Below are 1,596 nucleotides of genomic sequence, written 5' to 3'. Positions count from 1 at the left end.
ATTGCCGTACCCTCGTAGGAACTTGCCACCCCATCTATTTTCATTCGGTATGGTGTTGGAGAGTTAAGAGAGTAGTTAAATTCGCTGATCCCCATCCCTATAGAAAATACGTTTCCTGATGCAGATTCTGAACCTGCCAATGCGAGAGCCCATCGGTTGTTATGCGGCTCCAGGATCACATCATAATATGGCGTACTCACAGATTGCGGCTGATATATCTTTTGTGCCTGAACTGAAGCAATGCCAGCACGCCCTCGCTCCACCAAAAGCGCTTCACGATCACGCGACCAAGCATCACCATCGAATCGATCTAAAACAAGCGCTCGCCAATACAAGGTTTCTCGCTCTGGCTGCAAACCAAAGAATGTGGCACGAAATGCCGTTTCCGCGGACTGAGTGAGATCGGCAATAGCACCAGGACGAAGTGTCTCGCTGAGCCCGGTTTGTGCAGAACTTGTTTTAATTGGCATCGACCACAGTGGCGCAATTCTAGGAAAAAACATGAAAAGACAAATTGCCAACGGAAACGCCAAAGAAACAATCTTCAACACTCGTCCAATTTGAGAGCGCACGCTTCCTATCACACTATCGTTAATACGCATGAGCAGCGCCAAACAAAAGAGAAGTGAGCAAAACTGCAGCACCACATGCATGATACCTTGCTCAAACAGCATCGATACTGCGCTTAAATATAACATCACATAAACGAAAATGAGCACATCCCGCTGAGAACGCAACTCTAGTGACTTCATACAACCGACTAACAAGAGAAACACAGCTGCCATTTCAACGGAATAATCCAGTCGATAGTCAAGGAAGAAAACAATGAATGACGCACTGAGAACAATCACATTTAACAAGCGCTTACCAACCAGACCTGGTAATGCAACTAAAGCGATAAACAGGGCGATGCACGAGAAGAGCCATATTGGCGCGATCGATAAAAATGACACGGCCTGAAGCAGCATGACACCAACAACTCCGTGCCGAATGCCGTTTAATTCAAGAACCTCAGTTTGGGATACTTGCACTTCGGCCATTAAGCACACTCCGCCAAAGCCCTCAAACAGCGTCGCAAATGCAGCTCGCCCTGCTCTTCGCCAACACTTACATTTGGCAAGGATAACGAAAACGGAAGACGACTTTCATGTAACTCAAAAACATCGAAACACAAATAACTCAGCGCCAACTCCTTACCAAAGCGCATATATGAGTCATACTCAAGATGGACAGGATCCGCGCTAAGAAGCTCTGGCGAGCGAACTATTAGCTCATCACGCTTAGCAAAATGCTTCCAGAGAATTCTTCGAACATTATCGCCCTTATCATAAGCCTTAACATTATCGAGCTCTTGCCCCGAGATCTGCCCCGATCCTGAAACCGCATTGCGCTCTAGGCTTGTATTTTCGGGTGACGGTAAGGGTCTAGGATAAACGTACACAGCTTCGTCAAACCACATCCATGTCCATGCTCGAACTAAACCGAAAGGAAAGTATGTTTGAAGACGAATACCTGATAACGAGTGCACGCCTCGTTCAAATGACTGAGTCTGAACCTTTACATCGAAACTCTGCTCCATATGCCATATCGATTCTG

At 46.6% G+C, this 1,596-nt stretch carries 2 protein-coding genes; both read right to left on the bottom strand.

Annotated elements, in window-relative coordinates:
• A partial coding sequence (locus A3738_RS13625; RefSeq protein ID WP_156504254.1) for a DUF3488 domain-containing protein occupies positions 1-1,040 on the bottom strand: 1,040 nt, incomplete at its 3' end.
• On the bottom strand, positions 1,040-1,596 hold a 557-nt coding region (locus A3738_RS13620; RefSeq protein WP_156504253.1), incomplete at its 5' end, for a DUF58 domain-containing protein. The genes A3738_RS13620 and A3738_RS13625, both read right to left, overlap by 1 nt.

It is taken from the genome of Oleiphilus sp. HI0066, from assembly GCF_001635725.1.
This window is presented reverse-complemented; position numbering and strand designations above follow the sequence as displayed.